Source organism: Bartonella sp. ML69XJBT, from assembly GCF_028618515.1.
In the GTDB taxonomy this organism is placed as follows: domain Bacteria; phylum Pseudomonadota; class Alphaproteobacteria; order Rhizobiales; family Rhizobiaceae; genus Bartonella.
In genome coordinates, this window is the sequence record NZ_JAQITB010000005.1 from 102,786 (window position 1) to 120,464 (window position 17,679).

Here is a 17,679-nt window from a genome sequence, read left to right on the forward strand (position 1 = left end):
GATAGTTAACTTGACCTTTTCGTTTACGAAAGATAGTCAAACGAAACATGAGATATGTTTTTTGCGGTGGGGGGGTAAGATGCGCTACCTGCAGTTCGGTTGTTGTATGAAACTCGGATATTACTGTTAAGGACTGTTTCAGATAAATTTACATATTCATGACACAGCAAGGGTAGATGTATGAAGCTGTTTAAAAAAGCCTTTCCACTGGTATTTCTCGTTATCGTTTTGATGGTTACTTATTGGGCAGGCAAACAAAGTTCACAGCAACGCATTTCTGTAGTGGATAAAACGATAAATATATCGCATAAAACTTCAAAAATGCCTAGCGGTAGTCCGCCAACGCATGTTGTTGTTGATCTTGTAAAAATTAAAGATTTTTATGAACAGTTGAATGCGCTTGGCAGTGGACAAGCATTAGCTTTTGTAGAATTAACGCCTTGGTCATCAGGCATTGTTGATAAGATTTTTGTGTCAGCTGGTACGAAAGTACAAGTGGGTGATGTAATTGCAAAGCTTGATTCTAAAAAGGAAGAAATAGCAGTTGCAAAAGCAAAAGTACAACGTGATAATAGTGCGCTAACACTTTCACGTATTCTTAAATTACGTGCCAGCAAAACAGCAACAGAGGTTCAGGAGATTACTGCCCACTTAGAACTGGATAACGCAAATTTGGCTTTGCGTAATGCTGAGTTAGATCTTGATAGGCGAATAATTCGAGCACCAATTAGTGGAGTTATTGGCATTTTACCCATTGGTGAAGGCAATGCTGTGACTCCTAATACCGTAATAGGTCGTATTGAGAATAGAGAACGTATTTTAGTCGATATATGGGTTCCTGAACGTTACATATCGCATATCCATAAAGGAGATGAAGTAACAGCGACATTAACAGCACAGCCTGATAAAATTTTTGTTGGTTATATTCATGCGATTGATAATATCGTTGATCCAGAAAGCCGTACACTTCATGTTCAGGTTAAAATCAAGAATGAAAAAGATACCTTCATGTCTGGTATGTCTTTTTCTATTGCTTTGCAATTTCATGGAGGTTCTTTCCCTGTTGTGAATCCTCTTGCAATTCAATGGAACAGCAAAGGATCATTTGTTTGGCGTGTAAGGGAGGGTAAGGTAGAATCCGTTCCAGTATCAATTATTCAGCATAAAGCAGATCAGGTATTTGTGAAAGCCTCCTTAAAAAATGGCGATCAAGTTGTCATACAGGGAGTGCAGATGCTTCATTCAGGAAGCCAAGTGATTATTGATGATCCAAAAACTGATCAACAGCAATTATCAACATTTCGTGAGCAGGATGTACAATGAGTCAAGAATTGAGCACCAAACATCCTTTAGCACAGGTCGATCAAGGTGGGATGATTGCATTATTTATTCGCAGACCAGTTTTCACCTTTGTTTTGAATGCGATGATTATGATTGCAGGGTTTGCTGCATGGTTGAATGTTGATGTACGCGAACTCCCCGATGTTGATACTCCAGTAACGACAATTATGACCACTTTTTCTGGTGCATCGGCGGAAACAATTGATCGAGAAATTACAAAAGTTATAGAAGATGCTGTTGCTCGTGTTTCAGGTGTTAAAACGATTTCTTCAAGTTCTTCTTTTGGCCGTTCTCGTGTAGAGGTTCATTTTAATGTTGGGGTTGATTTAAATATTGCAGCATCTGATATTCGTGATGCTCTCTCTCGTATTGCTTATTCTTTGCCTCCAAATGCTGATTCACCTATGATTATTAAAGCAGATTCGAATGCTGCTGCGATGATGTATTTGGTTGTGACTTCATCAACCATGAATATTGATGATTTAACAACGGTTGTAAATGACCAAATTGTCGATGCACTGTCCGCTGTTGATGGTGTTGGTGATGTACAGGTTGATAGTGCTGGTACAAAGATTTTTCAAATTGATGTTGATCAAGCAAAGCTTGCTAGCTATGGGTTAACTGTAGCAGATATTTCACGTGTACTTTCTGATATGGCAACGGATGTACCGGTAGGGTCATTACGTAATTCTAAGCAGACTTTAATTGTACGTGCTACCGCGCGTTTAACGACATCAGAAGCTTTTGAACAAGTTGTTTTAAAACCACATGTGCATCTTGGTGATGTTGCGCATGTTACTTTATCACCTGATGTGGAAACAGTTATTCTTCGTATCAATGGAAAGACAGGCATTGGGTTGGGGATTGTGCGTAAAGCACAATCCAATACCCTTAATATTTCTCAAGGTGTTCGAGAAGCTCTTGATCATCTTAAAACTGTTGTTCCTTCTTCTGTGCATATGAGTGTTATTAGTGATGATGCACTTTTTATTAAAAGTGCACTTCATGAGGTTGAGGTTGCACTGATTATTGCTATTCTCAGCGTTATCTTAGTTATTTTTCTCTTTCTGAGAGATATTCGTGTAACACTTATTCCCGCTTTATCTATTCCTGTTGCTTTGATTGGTACAATTGCTGCCATTTATCTTGTAGGATTTTCGTTGAATATTCTCACATTTTTGGGACTTGTTTTGGCAACAGGGCTCGTGGTGGATGATGCGATTGTTGTGCTTGAGAATATTGTTCGGTGGCGTAATATGGGATTAGGTTCTCGGGCAGCAGCAGTGTTAGGAACAAGGGAAGTATTTTTTGCTGTTTTAGCAACAACATTAACTCTCGTTGCTGTTTTTGTGCCTATTTCATTTCTTCCTGGGCAAGTAGGGGGACTTTTTAGAGAATTTGGTTTTGTATTAGCAATTTCGATTCTACTTTCTTCTATTGTAGCTTTGACGCTTTGTCCCATGTTAGCTTCACGCTTTCTTAAGGGACATGTTGAGGGTAATGGAGAAGGGGAACATTACTTTGCTTTTCTGGATAAATTAGGCTCTTTTTTTAGCAAATGGTATGCTTATAGTTTGCATAAATGTTTAGAAAGGCCTTGGACAGTTGTTTTTGCTTCGCTTATTTTCGCGTGTCTTTGTGTTGGAGGCTATACGAAATTACAACAGGAATTAACACCAGCAGAAGATAGGGCTCTTATCTTTTTAGTCATTAATGGACCACAGGGTATTTCAACACAATATCTCAATGAGCAAGTAGAGCAGATTGAAGCAAGTTTACAACCTTTACGTGATGCTGGAGAGATTGTTAATAGCTACTCTATTGCGGGGATTGGGGGTTCGCCCAATACTGCTTTTTTGGTTTTGTTGCTTTCATCTTGGGATAAACGCTTGCGTAGTCAACAAGAGATTGTAAAAGATGTTAATGCAAAGGTAAGACAGTTTCCAGCAGTTTTTGTGTTTGCAGCACAGGGAAATTCTTTAGGTGTGAGAGGAACAGGGCAAGGGTTGCAATTTGCAATTCTTGGCAATGATTACACAAAATTGCAGCCAATTGCTGATCAGCTTGTGAGTGCCCTACAAGCTGATCCACATTTTATTCGTCCACGTCTTACTGTTGATGCAACGCAACCACAATTTTTTATTGAAATGAATCGAGAAAAAGCTGCGGATTTAGGGATTGATATCACTAATTTGGGCAATACATTACAAGCAATGTTGGATGGTAAAAAGATAGGTTCCATCTATATAGATGATCATTCTTATGATGTTAAACTGACTTCGCGGAAGAATCCTATGAGAAGTCCTCATGATTTGGAAAATATCTTTTTAAAAACAAAAGGAAATCAATATGTTCCTTTATCCGTCATTGCAAATTTACATGAAAAAGCTATTGCGCCCCAATTAAAACGGGAAAAACGTATGAATGCTGTTATTTTAAGTGCCAATCTTGCTCCAGGTGTTGTTTTAGGGGACGCTTATCAGACTGTACAAAAAATTGCTGCTCCTCTGTTATCAAAAGGGAACTATGTGGTTCCTTTAGGGGAGGCGGCAACGCTTGATGAAACATCTTCCAATTTTATGATTGTGTTTGGAATTGCCTTTGTGATTATCCTCTTGGTTTTAGCTGCACAGTTTGAAAGTTTTATTTCAGGATTTATTATCATGGCGACCGTACCATTAGGGATTGGTTGCGCTGTGATTGCTATGTTGTTGAGCGGTGTCAGCCTTAATATTTACAGTCAAATTGGCTTGATTTTGTTGATTGGAGTTATGGCCAAAAATGGTATCCTCATTGTTGAGTTTGCAGATCAATTACGAGATCAAGGCAAAACTGTTCGTGAAGCCGTAGAAGAAGCAGCCAATATTCGTCTTCGTCCAGTTTGTATGACGATGATTTGTGCCATTTTAGGAGGAATTCCTTTAGTATTAGCCAAAGGTGCTGGTGCCGAAGCACGTGTAGCTTTAGGTTGGGTTATTGTTGGTGGTCTGGGTTTAGCAACTATTTTTACGTTGTATGTCACACCGGTTGTTTATCTTTTTCTTGGAAGTTTTGTAAGACGAAAAGCAGAAGAAGCGGTACGTTTAGCAACAGAACTCAGCCAAGTTGAATGATACATTTGATAAAAAGATTGAGAAGTTTTTTATTTGTTTTAAAAATGTCGTTTTCGGGTCTTATTTTTTCTTCTTTATACCCCTTCATTTTGTATGTGAGCAGTAAAAGGATGAGTAATAAAGGAGGTATTCGCTATTTTATGATGCGTTTTGTGTGTAGATTTCATTGTCAATAACTGTATGGGATAAATCTATGAAAGATCGTTTGTCGCTACGGAACGAGAAAGCTTTTGAGGGTACTTTGAAGGCTTTAAGAGAACACGCTACAAAGGATGGTGTGAGTGACATCCGTAGGCATTTTTTGGAAGATAAACAGCGTTTTTCCCATTTTTTTTTAAGACTTGACGATCTCCTTTTTGATTTTTCAAAATGTGGCGTAACGTTTAAAACATTACAACTCCTAGATGATTTGGCTGTTGCAGCAGATGTGTTAGGCAGGCGTGAAGCAATGTTTTCGGGGCAAGCTATTAATACAACGGAAAAGCGCTCAGTTCTTCATATTGCACTCCGTTTACCTGCTGATGAAGTTTTCATGTTGGATGGCCATGATTTGATTCAGGATATTCAAGCTGTTCTCCATGATATGGAAAGATTTTCTGCAAGAGTGCGTGATGGCAGCTATAAGGGGCACAGTGGTGAGAAGATAACCGATATTGTAAATATTGGTATTGGTGGTTCTGATCTTGGACCGGCAATGGTTACACGTGCATTAAAACCCTATCATGATGGTCCCCATTGCCATTTTGTTTCTAATGCGGATAGTGCAGATATTTTTGATGTTCTCTCTGTTTTGAAACCAGCAACAACGCTATTTGTCATTGCTTCTAAAACTTTTACAACGGCTGAAACAATGGCAAATGCTCAAGTTGCACGTCAATGGATTCGTTCACATTTAGGGGAAACGGCTGTTTGTAAACATTTTGTTGCTGTTTCGAGTGTCCTTGATAAAGTAGAGGAATTTGGCATAGATTCTTCGAGAGTTTTTCGATTTTGGGATTGGGTTGGAGGGCGTTATTCAATTTGGTCAGCTATTGGTCTTGTTGTGATGTTAGCAATAGGGGGGCATAATTTTCGTCAGTTTCTCCAAGGCGCTCTCCAAATGGATCAACATTTTAAAACAATGGCTTTCCATAAAAATATTCCTATTCGCTTCGCACTTTTAGGATTTTGGCATCGTGTTATTTGTGGTTATTCATCACGTGCTATTATTCCCTATGCACAACGTTTAGAGCATTTTCCAGCTTATTTACAGCAACTTGATATGGAATCCAATGGTAAGCAAGTTTCTTTGGAAGGCAAACCATTAAATTTTTCAAGTGGTCCAGTTGTTTGGGGTGATTCAGGAACCAATGGTCAACATGCTTTTTTTCAGCTTTTGCATCAAGGAACAGATATTATTCCTGTAGAATTTATTTTGTTTATCAAAGGACATGAGCAAAATTTATGTCCTATGCATGATATGTTGGTAGCAAACTGCTTAGCGCAATCCAAGGCCTTAATGAAAGGACGCAGTGTCGAAGATACGCGGCGTATTCTTTTAAAAAATGGCATTGATGCGTGTGAAGCGGATAAATTAGCACTTCATAGAAGCTTTGCAGGAAACCGCCCCAGTATTATGTTGATTCAGGATTTATTGACACCTTTCGCGCTCGGTCGTCTCATCGCACTTTATGAGCATCGTATTTTTGTCGAAGGTATTTTAATGGACATTAATTCATTTGATCAATGGGGGGTTGAGCTTGGTAAAGAATTAGCAGATGAATTGTTACCAATACTTCGCGGAGAAAATAAAGCAGATAAACGCGATAGCTCAACATTAGGATTGTTAGCACATATCCAGGCAAGACGTGCAAAATAACGCAGAATCCATTGTGTACCACCATCTTTACGCTTATGAGAGAATAAGCCAGCATCATTCTATTTATCAGCTCAAAATATTGCGATAATCCTTGTATTTAATAGTCTATAAAAAGCATTTGTATTTTTTAATTCACACCCTCATCCTCAGCTTATGACGTAAAAGGAGAGCACTCTACAATATTCGAGACTCTCATTCAACATACAAAAAGGTAAATTACCATTATAAATCAATACAGTGTCGCAACATAAGTTATAGTCGTTCTTAATGAGATGGAAAAGGGATCTATGAGAGAAGAATGCATGATAACCCACCATTTTATGCACATGTATCATTCATACATTGCTTGCTAATTGAATTTTAGCAGCAGAAAATCAACAAAGAGCGGACAATCATAAAAATTAAAATCGGTTGATCCTATCACATCAGCTGTTGCTTATATTGGTAGCAAAATCAGGTTAGAGAAGACTATAAAGTAGCGGCTTCGAGCAATAAGCGAGTAAAAAGATATAAATAGAGCACACTGCCAATGGAAGCATCACAAACTCTTGTTGAAAGATCCTCTAATAAGGTATATCGTGTCAAGCAACAGCTACTAAATCATGGAGAATTTATGAGTAATATTCCTACTTATCCTGTTACCCCAAATCTACAGTTGGTATACGTATCAAACGTAGAGCATTCTACCGCTTTTTACAAATTCATCTTCAAGAAAGAGCCTGTATTCATCTCGCCACGCTATGTTGCATTTGCTTCTTCGGGTGATGCACTCTTTGCACTCTGGTCTGGGGGCGATGCACCTGAGGAAAATATGCCTCGTTTTTCAGAAATTGGCATTATGTTGCCTCATGGAGAGGACGTAGATAAGCTATATGCGGAATGGCAAGAGCAGACCACCGTTGAGATAAATGTCTTGAAAGAACCGTATACTGATATATTTGGACGTACCTTCCTCATCAAAGATCCCGACGGCCATATTATTCGTGTTTGTCCACTAGATTAAATTGAAATGCAATTCGGTCAACTTGAATTCCTCAAAGCTTCTTTTGTTATTTTAATAATGCCTCAGAAATCCGAAAAGCTATCACACATTTTATGCTAAAGGAAACTATGCCATTTTATGCATGCTGCTTCTTAAATCATACGATTCTTTTAATAAGATTCCTGCTCACGACGGATCATCAAAAATTGCGATCTTTAAGAGAGAAAAATAAAGACTCATTAAAGAGGCTTTAAATGATCTTTGAAAGGTCTTTGAAGACCCTTTGAGACCCCCTTTAAAACACCGTGAAAAAAATGAATTGGTACAAAACCTGCTGGCAAGCTACAAAAAATATTAAAAAAACGCTTTATTGAGCACTTTGGCGGAGAGAGAGGGATTTGAACCCCCGATAGAGTTGCCCCTATGCCGCATTTCGAGTGCGGTGCTTTCAACCACTCAGCCATCTCTCCGTAAAAGTACAATAAGATTTACACTGTTTGAGTATATGACGGGTAGATAAACTTCAATTGCTCTTAGTACAACCCTTTTTTGTTTTTTTATATGACTTTATTGACAGAGAAGAGAAATTCGGTCATATACGCAAAATGCAAGCGTGGATAAATCTGCGCATATTTGTGTTTAGAGGGATATTTTGTCCTTCTTTTAAAATCTAATACGACTGATAAAAAGCGGCCTATTTTTTCTTATTGATAAGGTAGAAATTCAATAAGAATTAAATAAGAGCTGGAGTGAACGAAAGGATAAAAAATGTTCGCAGTCATTAAAACCGGTGGTAAGCAATACCGCGTTATTGCTAACCAAGTGGTGAGAGTTGAAAAAATTATTGGCACTGCCGGTGACATCATTGAATTTAATGATGTATTGATGGTAGGGCAAGAGGGTGATGCGGTTATTGGTGCTCCTGTTGTTGCGGATGCTTTAGTTACGGCTGAAATTGTAGAGCAAATACGTGGACGTAAGGTTATTGCATTTAAGAAGCGTCGTCGTCAAAATTCGAAACGTACGCGTGGTCATCGCCAAGAGCTAACAACACTGCGTATTTTAGAAGTGTTAATGGGTGGTGCAAAACCTAAAAAAGCAGCAACAAAACCAATTAAAGAAAAAGAAGAAGCAACTGCATTAAAAGAGGAAACAAAAGCGGTTCCTTCTGTTAAAAAAACAGCTAAGAAAGCAGCTGAAAAAAAGACTATGCCGCCCAAAAAAGCGGCAGGAGCATCAAAGAATAAAGAAGATTAAAGGAGAACGTCCATGGCACATAAAAAAGCTGGTGGTTCCTCGCGTAATGGTCGCGATTCAGAATCGAAACGTCTTGGCGTTAAAAAATTTGGTGGTGAAGCCGTTATCGCTGGAAATATTATTATTCGCCAGCGTGGTACACGCTGGCATCCTGGTAACAATGTTGGTATTGGAAAAGACCATACCCTTTTTGCACTGTCAAATGGCGTAGTTTCTTTTCAAAGAAAAGCCAATAATCGTTCCTATGTTTCGGTCATTCCTGTGGGAGAGGCATCAGAATAGATTATAATATTTTCTATATAAGCCGAAATTTCATTAGAATTTAGTGGTAAGATCATGAATATTAAAAAGGGAAAGATAGGATACTATCTTTCCCTTTTTTTTGTTGATGGTATAATAAACACAGAAGCATGTAGATAATTGAAATGGTAGAGTTTAGGCAACTATTTTTCTCAAATAATGAAAAAATGACGACTCTATTGAGTTTGTAATGAAGACGTTGATACGGTGATAGAACTTTCCGATAAATTGGTGTATAATATGAGTGGGAAGATTTTTTCTTTTGACGTGCAAAAAATGCTCAATAATTTATATTTTCAGAGAATTTTAGAGAAATTTGATGGGAATATTTGCTTGATCATTTGGGTAAGGGTGAACAAATTTGCAGAGGTTAAGGGTGTACATAAATATTCTTTAAACGGTTATAGATATTGATTGGGTTATCCGTTTAGGAGAGAAAAAATATTTAAAAGAGGTTATACAAAGTGTTGATCAAAACTATTTTGAAATGAAATGTTTTTAGGGAAGAACAATCTAGAAGAGAGGAAATCACCTTTAAGGAGGCGTTGTTTGAGATGATCGAAATGACAGGTATGTAATCAGTGATATCGAAGTTTTTTTGATCTATCTATTATGGGATGGTATGAACATAAATTCTATCAGTATTTAAGAGAAGATTGATCTAAGCTAAAAGCGTTTTTCATTTTATAATTTTATTTTCTTTAGCAATCTCACATATTTTTAGGGAGAGATACTTAACTGGTGCGGAGACAGAGGGGCTATGTGGTTGCATTATTGATTTGAGAAAGGAAAACATATGATATCGTTAAAGTGATATGGTGAGGATTTTATGTTATGAGATATTTAGCGACGCCGGATTTTAAAGAGGAAAATGACGTGTAGGTATTTGTGTTCTGTAGTGGATCAGAGAGAAGCAAAGAGAGAAATATGGCTTGCTGAGTTGAGAGGAGATCAGTTAAATTTGCAGATGATGGGGGAGTGGCTTTCTTAGTAATGGGGAATAATGACAAGTTATATAGAGTAACTTGGGAGAGTGGGAGCATTTTTAAAAATAGTTTTTTAGTAAGTTGGGTATGTAAAGAGCGGGGCATTTGTCTTTGTGAAGTACAGAAGGAAAATCATATTTGTCTATGATAGTTTTAGGGCAATTTTGGTGCCGTTGTTCTCTAATTATTGAATCAGTCATGTTGGGGCAGTTGGATACTTTACTTAAGTTATCTTCCGTATAACAGAGGCAAATTGTAGTGTTATTGATCGTTTGTATTTTTGAAAACTGCGGCTTTGAAATGAAATTGATCAGGCAGATTCATACTTAAATGTGAGGCAGTTTAAATTTATTATGAGACGTGAGGAAGTAGAGGCAATGGATACAGATTTTAATGAGGGTGAAATCTTGTCTATCAGATCTGTACAGCTTGCAGCTACTTTTGATCATAAGCATGATGTGATTCATGCTGCTGCTGAATTGCTTGTACAGGTTGGTGCCGTTAACAAATGTTATCTAGCAAGTATGCTCAAACGTGAAGCAATAACGAATACTTGGTTTGGGAATGGTATAGCAATTCCCCACGGAATGTTTGAAAGTGGTGATTTGATTATCAGGGATGCTATTGCTGTTATACAGATTCCTGCTGGTGTTGAGTGGTGGGATGGAAATAAGGCGCGTTTGGTTATTGCCATTGCTGCTTGTGCGGATCGCTATAGAGAAATTTGCCAACAGTTAACACCTCTTTTATTTGATAAGGAACGGCTTGAAACACTTTTGACAACTGCTGACAAACAACAGATTGTCACAACTCTTTTTGGTAAGGACGTGAAAATAGGAAAGGCATCTATAGGTGATCTTTCAGTGTGTCTAGCATGGACTTTAGATTATCCAAGTGGCCTTCATGCACGCCCAGCTTCTCTTTGGGTTGATTTTGCGAAAAAAGTTCAAAACTCTATCAGAGTTCGCCACGGTCAATATGCCGTTGAAATGAAAAATTTGGTTGGTTTATTGCAATTAGGAGCAAAAAATGGTGATGTTCTCATTTTTTCAACGGATGCTGTAGAAGGTATACAACTTCTTAAGAATGCGATTTCTGTTGTGAAGAAAGTGAGTATAAGTGAAAAGTGTATGGTGAGAGAAATGGAATCTCAAACAAAGACTTTTCATGGTTGGTATCCACGTTTCAGACAAAAAGAGATCTCTGGTGTTGGGGCAAGTTCAGGGTTAGCTTTTGGCAAGATTTTTGTTTTAAAGAAAAACAATATTTCCATAATAGATCAGCCAATAGGTTTTGCAGTTGGTGCAGCGTGTCTTGAAAATGCTCTTACAAAAACAAAACATAAAATGGCATCTGTTATTGCTGATATTACAGCGCGTATGGGTGCAGATTCGGCTGCGATTTTTTCTGCACAAATGGTTTTGCTTGAAGATGAAAATTTGATAGCTCAAGCTTATCGTTTTATGGCAGAAGGTCATGGTGTCGCTTGGTCTTGGGATAGAGCTGTTCGGCAATTTGCAGATATGTTCTCTAAGATAGACAATCCTATATTAGCAGGACGTGCTGTTAATTTAATTGATGTTGGTCGTCGTGTTTTAGGAGAAATCAATCCATCTTATAGATCATTTTTTTTAAATGATATTCCACGTGGTGTTATTCTGGTTACGGATGATCTCTCTCCTTCTGATGTAGCGCAGCTTGATTGTACAAAAGTACAAGGGTTAGCAACGGCATGGGGAGGTCCACTTTCTCATACGTCTATTTTGGCACGTACTCTTGGTATTCCCATGGTTGTCGCTATGGGTGTAGATGTTTTATCAGTTGAGTGTGGTGTTCAAGCTATTATTGATGGCGATAACGGGTTTGTTTATCTTGATCCTGCTGCTGAAGATGTTGAGGATGCTCAAAGGCAGATAAGTATTGCCACGCAAAAGCGTGACGGTGAGATAGGTGTGTGTAAATTACCAATACAAACGACAGATGGCCAAAGAATTCGTATCATGGCTAATGTCAACTACGCAAATCAGGTTCCTATTGCACTAGATTTGGGGGCAGAGGGTGTTGGGCTCATGCGTACAGAATTTTTGTTTTTAGATAGTCCACATATTCCAGATGAAGATGCACAATTTGATGTGTACCGTGCGATGATTGCAGCAGTAGGGGATAAGCCATTAATTGTTCGCGCACTTGATATTGGTGGGGATAAACAGGTTACACATTTACATTTGTCTAAAGAGGACAACCCCTTTTTGGGTGTTAGGGGAACGCGGCTTTTGTTGCGACGACGTGATCTTTTGGTTCCTCAGTTACGTGCTCTCTATCGAGTTGCAAAAGAAGGTGGAGATCTATGGATTTTATTTCCAATGGTCATGTCTGTTTCAGAAATTTTGTCTATAAAAAAGATCACAGAAGAAATTCGCAACGATATTGATGCACCAAAATTAAAGCTTGGTATTATGATTGAAGTTCCAGCAGCTGCCATTATGGCAGATGTTTTAAGTGCTTATGTTGATTTTTTTTCGATTGGAACCAATGACTTAACACAATATACAATGGCTGTTGATAGACAAAATCCTTATCTCGTTTCTGAAGCTGATAGTCTTGATCCAGCAGTTTTACGCATGATACATCAAACGGTTCAAGGCGCAGAAAAACACGGGTGTTGGGTTAGTGTTTGTGGCGGTATGGCTGGCGATCCTTTTGCAGCAATGATTTTGACTGGATTGGGAATTAATGAACTTTCTATGATATCCTGTGATATTGCTTCAGTCAAAGCGTGTTTGCAAGCTCATAGTTTTGAAGATATGAAAATTTTAGCAAAAAAAGCATTACAGTGTGAGACTGCGCGAGCTGTACGCACCCTTAGCAATGATATAAAGCAATAAGAAACTTTAAGAGGAGGAGAGTGCGCCAAATTGCAATTTGAAAAAGCAAGCGCATTATGAATTGTTTTTGTTAGAATGAATTTTATTATATCTATGAAGCATATTTAAATGTTGGAGAACCACAGATTAATACAGCCCTTTATTTAGCTGATTATGAGAGGCAATGAGTGATAACGAGTTTTGAGTAATGCTTTGTTAAAAAAACATTAGGCAGTGTAATCAATAATAGTGTTATTCATGAGTAAAAAGATAGTGCGTGAGCTAGAACTGACTGATTTATTAGTGATCATATTTAGCTGTCTATATCCACGGAAAAATTTTCTTCTTAAAAGGAGAGGATGTGCTTGTATTTCAATAAGTATCCCATCTTATTTTGGTAAATAAAGTTGTTTTTAAATTTTGAGTATATAGTTTAGGCTTGCACGTTATTTCTTTCTGGGTATAGTGTTCAAACCTCTGGAGAGGTGGCCGAGTGGTTGAAGGCGCACGCCTGGAACGCGTGTATATGAGAAATCATATCGAGGGTTCGAATCCCTCTCTCTCCGCCATCCAATTTTCTTCTATGTATAACATATTGATTCTTTGTAATCTTTTTAAAGGTTCGGGAGCGTTAACAAAAGTTCGGGAATAGGATTTTCCAACATACCGTTACAAAGCTCATCTTTTTCCTCCAACATTTTCTAATAATTCTTTGAAATCCACTATTTTAAATGTGTAAAGCTATTATTGATAGCCTCCATGAGACGTGCAAAATTAAGAAACCATTTTCTAAAGAATTTCGCGCGTCTCAGAGTATGTTTAGAGTCGGATATTTGGTTTTTGTGTAAAAATACTCTCTATGGCATCTAGGATACGTGAAAAATCAAGCGCTAATAAGAGTATAATAAGTACAATCCATTTCGTATAACGCGACATCACTTTTACACTTTTGTAGGTCATGATGATTTCTTGAAGGATTTCTTTTTCCGCTTCTGTAAGCTCTATATCGTCTCTTGTTTTTCTTCTAGCCATGTTCCCATCCACACAAACGTTCACCTAGGGTGTTATGTTTTAAGATATCTCTTGCTAAGTTTGAACTGATAACGTTAACATCTTGCCTCTCTAAATAAATAGGCAACCAACCAACACAAGAGACATACTTATTTGTCGCGCAACCAGCGAGAGAGAGCAGTGCGCACATCAGCATCGCTTTTCTGATTAACTTCATTTTCCACCTCCAGCCGTGTTGTTGCTGCCTTTAAAGTTTTTTCTGTTTGCTTTTGCTGTTCACTCTTTTTGCCAAGGGTAAAAGCTTTGGCCAAAGCCATAAAAAAAGCGGCTAGTGCCGCACCTGTGAGCAAGAGATTTTTTTTCATCCAGAACATCATAGGCGGTGCTCTTGAAAACGTTTAGCAACAAAGAAAATACCAGCACATGCCGCTAAGATCATAATGGTTGCCAAAGCCCATTGCACTGGTCCATTGCCTGCTAGTAAGCCGCCAAGACCTGAGAAAGAACCAATAATTGGTGCAATGGCTTCGGCTTTGAAAAGCCCTGTTGGTGCTTGTGTTTCTACGGTTTGATAGTTGGAGGAAACAAATGCCCCTTTTGCCCATAAGCCTGCTTCTGCGACACGTCGGTGGACAAGACCTTGCAAGCGCTTACCACCGGCTTTGGTCCATTTCTGTAATTCGGTTGGGATTGCTTCATATTCACCGTTATTGAGTTTTTTTAATAGGGTCGAATTGCAAAAGGCTCCTGTTCCTACATTATAGCAAAAGGAGACCAAGGCTGCGAATTGTTCATCGGTTAAGGAAACTTGAACCGCTTGTTCAACGGTATTTTCAAATTGTCTTAAGTCTTTACAAAGAAGTTCTTCGGCTTGTTTTTCAGTAATTGTCATGCCTTTGTGGACAAAAGGTTTACCAGCACTGTTGGTATGTCCATAACCGATGGTCCATACCCCGATGGCGTCTTTATAAGCATTGAGGCGCAAGCCTTCCCATTGTTGTATGAGAGCAAGCCCTTCTTGTGATATTTTCCGCATAAAGTTCTCCATAAAAAAAGCCCCACACAAGGTGAGGCTGAGTGAAAATCTAAAAATAAATTTTTTTCCATCTTGACAAATGTTCGTTTATAAACGAATATAGATTATGTTTGAAATACGTCACTACCTTACCTCTGATGGCAAAGACTTGATAACTGATTGGCTGCGAAAGCTGCGTGATGTGCAGGCTAAAGTTGCAATTATTCGCCGTCTTAATCGTTTAGAGCAAGGAAACTTTGGCGATTTCAAACCGCTTCGTGATGGTGTCTATGAATTGCGTATGAATATTGGTCCTGGTTACCGCGTTTATTATGCCCAGTCTGGCAAGACCGTATTATTGCTCTTATGCGGTGGTACTAAAAAAACACAAGACACCGATATCACTCGTGCATGTGCTTGTTGGTACGATTGGCAAAACCGTGAAGATTAAAGGAGTGCAAAGATGAAAGACCGTAGCCATGATGATGCAATGGCAGAAATATTCCATGATGACCCTGAAGTAGCAGCAGCGACCCTTGATGCAATCCTAGCAGATGGTGACCAGGGGGAATTGCTTGTAACACTTCGTCAAATGGCAAAAGCCTATGGTGGTGTTCAAGCTGTCGCTAAAGCAGCCAACCTAAATCCAACACAACTTTACCGGACACTTTCAGAAAAAGGTAATCCAGAGTTCCGTAGCTTGAATGCTGTACTGCGTACTATGGGATTTCGCTTGGCTGTACAGCCTCTTGAACGACCGGTTTCACACCTTTAATCTGAGTTTGCTACTTCCCCACCTTAAAGATGGGGAAGGGCATATTTTACTTTAAGCAACCTTTTTAATGGGGTTATCTAAATCTGGCTCGTAAGCGCGCAATAAAGAATCCATGCTATGCGGTAGTTCTGAAGAACCAAAATCTGTAAGGATTGCCAAAATCTTTGTAATATTAGGCACGTCATTTTGAAGCTTTAAAATCAAAGCTTTTTCTATGACACTCATAGTATCAACCAGAGCAGTACAATCTTTGTCACTCATATTTTCATGTCTAGAAAATTGAGATAATGCCATCCACAAATCGCATAAAAAATCAATACTGGTATTCATTGTACACCTCCATGGATTTGTTCTCTCAAACATGCCAATCCTCTGGAGGTGATTTTTGTTGAAGGCAGTATCTTTTCTGTCCCATCTGGTCTCTGAATGGTAATTGCAGGGCAATCCATGAAGCCTTTCTTGATCTTATCTTGATAGGGTAATAAAGGTGCCCCTGGAGCTCGTCGATAGACCCAATCATGTTTACGCAAGTAATCCGTTAAATCCTTTGGTCGTACCTCTAACATTTTTGCTGCTTCAATAAGACCAAACAAACCATCCGAACGTTTTAAACCATCCAAAGCCTCTGCTTTTGGAGTCAATTCAGCAATAACATGATCTTTTTGCTCGATTTGACTTTGTAGATGATTCAAGACGCCCAGTAATGCTTGAGGCGTTGAGTAATCTATTTGTGGTGTCACTACTTGTTTCAAAAGCCGTTCACATTTGATAAAGTATAAACGCGCTTCTCTTCCTTTCTTATTATTCTCAACCATAGAAAGTTCTTTGGCTACACTTAAGGTGAGGTGATAGTCTTTACGATTGTGACCACCTCTGCCTTTGCTCGCCAAATTTGGCGAGCAAACAAAGTCTTGGTTTTCTAATAAATTATATTTTTTGATACGGTCAGTAATCCAATTGGAAAAATCTTTACCTATTTCCAAAAATGTATGTAACTCACGCGCATTAACTGTTTGAACAGTTTCTTGATCAATAACCTGTTTTGATATTTCTATAAGTGTGTTCATAAAGAACTCCTTGGTAATAGAGGTTTCTTAATGACACTCAAAAAGAGCGCCGGGTGCTAAGAAACACGGTACCAAGTCCGTCGTTATGCTTTTCCTCAAAGGGTATTTTATGGCATAACCACACCCGACAAGATCATTATATGCGTGTAACATACAATGAGTCAAAGCCTTTAATGTGCGGAAAATAAACTATCTCGGTAGTTTGTCCGCTTGGTATTTTCTAAGGTGTTTCTTAGGCACCTGATTCGACAATAGACACATTGTTGCCATATTGTCAAGCAGCTTTCTGTGATTTTTAATATTTATGCTGATTGATATCTTCCTCATCCATATGGATGACGCCGTCTCCTTCGTCGCATGCATTGGGTGGGGCGTTTGGATCAAGGGTATCGTCTTTGTCTGGTATGGTGTTTGCTACGTTTTTTGCAGCATCTTCTTGGGCTTTATCAAAAAGTTCGCACTCTATTTTTGTTGTATATCCACCCGTCTTATCAAGCTTGTGTTTGACGCTTTTGATGCGCCATTCTGCTGGAATGTAGGAGCGGAAAGGGGGCTCTTGAACAAGCTTTGCTTCTGCTTGCACAAAGGGATCACCACCAATATCACATGAGAAAGAAGATTTCCCACGCGATGATTTGTTGCGATAAGCAGCAATGGCTGCAACCGCTTCTGATTGGTTATGGTAGGTATATTTGAGTTCATGAAAAGGTTCTTTACCAACCTTAACTTCCTTTTTCTCACCAGTGCGTACATCATGATAGCTTGCAAGTACACCGCCCTTTTTCTCTTTGTCTTCTTCTTTCTCAGATTCTTTTTCTGCTTTTTCCGATTCAGATGATGATGCTCTGTCACTGTCATCCATATGGATTACATCTTCACTCTCCTCGATTTCTTCTGGTTCCCTTGCATCAGCGGCGGCTTTTTGGTCATCTCCTGCATCTGTTGCTAAGCCATTGGCGCTACCTGCTTCATCTCGTGCACTATATTTAAAATCCCAAGAGGTACAGTGTTTTTCATGGATAACAACAATAGGGAGTGTTTCACCGGTAATGGCTTTGCCTTCACCCCGTTTGGCAAGTACCAATTTTCCATCAACGGGTTTTGCAACGG

The 17,679-nt window shown here is 38.7% G+C and carries 15 protein-coding genes, 2 tRNA genes and 1 pseudogene; 10 read left to right on the top strand and 8 right to left on the bottom strand.

What is annotated here, in order from left to right:
* The first annotated feature begins 180 nt into the window (after positions 1–180).
* The 4 genes from PVV68_RS03070 (at position 181) to PVV68_RS03090 (ending at position 7,315) form a co-directional block, all read left to right on the top strand.
* Entirely contained in the window at positions 181–1,323 is a 1,143-nt protein-coding gene (locus PVV68_RS03070) for an efflux RND transporter periplasmic adaptor subunit (RefSeq protein ID WP_273720174.1), read from the top strand.
* Positions 1,320–4,454, top strand: coding sequence for an efflux RND transporter permease subunit (locus tag PVV68_RS03075; RefSeq protein WP_273720172.1), 3,135 nt, complete (start codon positions 1,320–1,322; stop codon positions 4,452–4,454). Before PVV68_RS03070 ends, PVV68_RS03075 begins: the two co-directional genes overlap by 4 nt.
* Before the next feature lie 193 nt (positions 4,455–4,647).
* Positions 4,648–6,312: a glucose-6-phosphate isomerase gene (gene pgi / locus PVV68_RS03080; protein WP_273720170.1), complete on the top strand. Its 1,665-nt coding sequence runs from the start codon at positions 4,648–4,650 to the stop codon at positions 6,310–6,312.
* Positions 6,313–6,925: 613 nt separating this feature from the next.
* Positions 6,926–7,315 carry a VOC family protein gene (locus PVV68_RS03090; RefSeq protein WP_273720168.1) on the top strand — a complete coding sequence of 130 codons (390 nt, stop codon included), beginning with the start codon at positions 6,926–6,928 and terminating at the stop codon, positions 7,313–7,315.
* Between the two features lie 359 nt (positions 7,316–7,674).
* On the opposite strand, the gene PVV68_RS03095 is transcribed toward PVV68_RS03090, so the two are convergent.
* Positions 7,675–7,764 (bottom strand) — tRNA-Ser (locus PVV68_RS03095).
* A 298-nt stretch (positions 7,765–8,062) separates the two neighbouring features.
* On the opposite strand from PVV68_RS03095, the gene rplU reads away from it, so the two are divergent.
* The 4 genes from rplU to PVV68_RS03115 all read left to right on the top strand — a co-directional run bounded on the left by rplU (position 8,063) and on the right by PVV68_RS03115 (position 13,270).
* A complete protein-coding gene (gene rplU, locus PVV68_RS03100) occupies positions 8,063–8,551 on the top strand; it encodes a 50S ribosomal protein L21 (protein WP_273720167.1) in 489 nt (162 codons plus the stop codon).
* A gap of 12 nt (positions 8,552–8,563) precedes the next feature.
* Positions 8,564–8,833 (top strand): 50S ribosomal protein L27, encoded by a 270-nt coding sequence (rpmA, locus tag PVV68_RS03105; protein ID WP_273720166.1) that lies wholly within the window; start codon positions 8,564–8,566, stop codon positions 8,831–8,833.
* A 1,381-nt stretch (positions 8,834–10,214) separates the two neighbouring features.
* Entirely contained in the window at positions 10,215–12,722 is a 2,508-nt protein-coding gene (ptsP, locus tag PVV68_RS03110; protein WP_273720291.1) for a phosphoenolpyruvate--protein phosphotransferase, read from the top strand.
* Positions 12,723–13,180: 458 nt separating this feature from the next.
* Positions 13,181–13,270 (top strand) — tRNA-Ser (locus PVV68_RS03115).
* A 250-nt stretch (positions 13,271–13,520) separates the two neighbouring features.
* On the opposite strand, the gene PVV68_RS03120 is transcribed toward PVV68_RS03115, so the two are convergent.
* From PVV68_RS03120 to PVV68_RS03135, 4 genes are read right to left on the bottom strand one after another with little or no spacing between them, the layout of a single operon-like run.
* Complete coding sequence (locus tag PVV68_RS03120) at positions 13,521–13,733, bottom strand: hypothetical protein (protein ID WP_139413584.1); 213 nt, start codon at positions 13,731–13,733, stop codon at positions 13,521–13,523.
* Complete coding sequence (locus PVV68_RS03125; RefSeq protein WP_273756409.1) at positions 13,726–13,929, bottom strand: hypothetical protein; 204 nt, start codon at positions 13,927–13,929, stop codon at positions 13,726–13,728. The genes PVV68_RS03120 and PVV68_RS03125 overlap by 8 nt, the downstream gene beginning before the upstream one ends.
* Positions 13,862–14,089, bottom strand: coding sequence for a hypothetical protein (locus tag PVV68_RS03130; RefSeq protein WP_273756410.1), 228 nt, complete (start codon positions 14,087–14,089; stop codon positions 13,862–13,864). Before PVV68_RS03130 ends, PVV68_RS03125 begins: the two co-directional genes overlap by 68 nt.
* Entirely contained in the window at positions 14,086–14,748 is a 663-nt protein-coding gene (locus PVV68_RS03135) for a lysozyme (protein ID WP_273782657.1), read from the bottom strand. The genes PVV68_RS03130 and PVV68_RS03135 overlap by 4 nt, the downstream gene beginning before the upstream one ends.
* A gap of 106 nt (positions 14,749–14,854) precedes the next feature.
* Here PVV68_RS03135 and PVV68_RS03140 point away from each other — a divergent pair, with 106 nt between their 5' ends.
* Both PVV68_RS03140 and PVV68_RS03145 read left to right on the top strand, forming a co-directional pair.
* Positions 14,855–15,178 (top strand): type II toxin-antitoxin system RelE/ParE family toxin, encoded by a 324-nt coding sequence (locus tag PVV68_RS03140; protein ID WP_273782659.1) that lies wholly within the window; start codon positions 14,855–14,857, stop codon positions 15,176–15,178.
* A gap of 12 nt (positions 15,179–15,190) precedes the next feature.
* Positions 15,191–15,502 (top strand): DNA-binding protein, encoded by a 312-nt coding sequence (locus PVV68_RS03145; protein WP_273782661.1) that lies wholly within the window; start codon positions 15,191–15,193, stop codon positions 15,500–15,502.
* 51 nt (positions 15,503–15,553) lie between these two features.
* On the opposite strand, the gene PVV68_RS03150 is transcribed toward PVV68_RS03145, so the two are convergent.
* From PVV68_RS03150 to PVV68_RS03160, 3 genes and pseudogenes are all read right to left on the bottom strand, one after another.
* A complete protein-coding gene (locus tag PVV68_RS03150) occupies positions 15,554–15,832 on the bottom strand; it encodes a hypothetical protein (protein ID WP_273782662.1) in 279 nt (92 codons plus the stop codon).
* A complete protein-coding gene (locus PVV68_RS03155; RefSeq protein WP_273782663.1) occupies positions 15,829–16,569 on the bottom strand; it encodes an antA/AntB antirepressor family protein in 741 nt (246 codons plus the stop codon). The genes PVV68_RS03150 and PVV68_RS03155 overlap by 4 nt, the downstream gene beginning before the upstream one ends.
* Before the next feature lie 295 nt (positions 16,570–16,864).
* Positions 16,865–17,679 (bottom strand): annotated as a pseudogene (locus PVV68_RS03160) (late control protein); the annotation flags it as partial.

What these genes read in the sequence shown, in the direction of transcription:
- PVV68_RS03070 (WP_273720174.1), top strand. Translation starts at nt 181, where the DNA reads ATGAAGCTGTTTAAAAAAGCCTTTCCACTGGTATTTCTCGTTATCGTT.
- PVV68_RS03075 (WP_273720172.1), top strand. Translation starts at nt 1,320, where the DNA reads ATGAGTCAAGAATTGAGCACCAAACATCCTTTAGCACAGGTCGATCAA.
- pgi (WP_273720170.1), top strand. Translation starts at nt 4,648, where the DNA reads ATGAAAGATCGTTTGTCGCTACGGAACGAGAAAGCTTTTGAGGGTACT.
- PVV68_RS03090 (WP_273720168.1), top strand. Translation starts at nt 6,926, where the DNA reads ATGAGTAATATTCCTACTTATCCTGTTACCCCAAATCTACAGTTGGTA.
- rplU (WP_273720167.1), top strand. Translation starts at nt 8,063, where the DNA reads ATGTTCGCAGTCATTAAAACCGGTGGTAAGCAATACCGCGTTATTGCT.
- rpmA (WP_273720166.1), top strand. Translation starts at nt 8,564, where the DNA reads ATGGCACATAAAAAAGCTGGTGGTTCCTCGCGTAATGGTCGCGATTCA.
- ptsP (WP_273720291.1), top strand. Translation starts at nt 10,215, where the DNA reads ATGGATACAGATTTTAATGAGGGTGAAATCTTGTCTATCAGATCTGTA.
- PVV68_RS03120 (WP_139413584.1), bottom strand. Translation starts at nt 13,733, where the DNA reads ATGGCTAGAAGAAAAACAAGAGACGATATAGAGCTTACAGAAGCGGAA.
- PVV68_RS03125 (WP_273756409.1), bottom strand. Translation starts at nt 13,929, where the DNA reads ATGAAGTTAATCAGAAAAGCGATGCTGATGTGCGCACTGCTCTCTCTC.
- PVV68_RS03130 (WP_273756410.1), bottom strand. Translation starts at nt 14,089, where the DNA reads ATGATGTTCTGGATGAAAAAAAATCTCTTGCTCACAGGTGCGGCACTA.
- PVV68_RS03135 (WP_273782657.1), bottom strand. Translation starts at nt 14,748, where the DNA reads ATGCGGAAAATATCACAAGAAGGGCTTGCTCTCATACAACAATGGGAA.
- PVV68_RS03140 (WP_273782659.1), top strand. Translation starts at nt 14,855, where the DNA reads ATGTTTGAAATACGTCACTACCTTACCTCTGATGGCAAAGACTTGATA.
- PVV68_RS03145 (WP_273782661.1), top strand. Translation starts at nt 15,191, where the DNA reads ATGAAAGACCGTAGCCATGATGATGCAATGGCAGAAATATTCCATGAT.
- PVV68_RS03150 (WP_273782662.1), bottom strand. Translation starts at nt 15,832, where the DNA reads ATGAATACCAGTATTGATTTTTTATGCGATTTGTGGATGGCATTATCT.
- PVV68_RS03155 (WP_273782663.1), bottom strand. Translation starts at nt 16,569, where the DNA reads ATGAACACACTTATAGAAATATCAAAACAGGTTATTGATCAAGAAACT.